At 64.8% G+C, this 244-nt stretch carries 1 protein-coding gene; it reads right to left on the reverse strand.

The window, feature by feature from the left end; all coding sequences use genetic code 11:
- Positions 1–244, reverse strand: a 244-nt coding sequence (locus tag SB719_RS22050) for a metallopeptidase TldD-related protein (protein ID WP_412160016.1), incomplete at both ends; no start/stop codon positions are given.

The following is a 244-nucleotide window of genomic DNA, read 5'->3' on the forward strand; positions in this document are numbered from 1 at the left end:
GTCCTCGATCATGCCGGTGATCGCGCCGTTCTTGATCTCGTAGAACAGCTGGCCGCCGAACTGCGCGTTGTAGCGCTGCTGGTCGATCGAGAACGAGCCGTCGCCGACGATGTAGATGCCGTCCTCGACGTCCTTGATCATGTCGGCGACGCTGAGCGGCGTCTTGCCCGGCGCCAGCGAGACGTTGGGCATGCGCTGGAACTGCACGGCGGACCAGGAATCGGCGTAGCTGCAGCCGTCGGAC

Origin of the sequence: Pantoea sp. SIMBA_079, assembly GCF_046940275.1 — a bacterium.
Lineage (GTDB): Bacteria > Pseudomonadota > Gammaproteobacteria > Enterobacterales > Enterobacteriaceae > Pantoea > Pantoea borealis.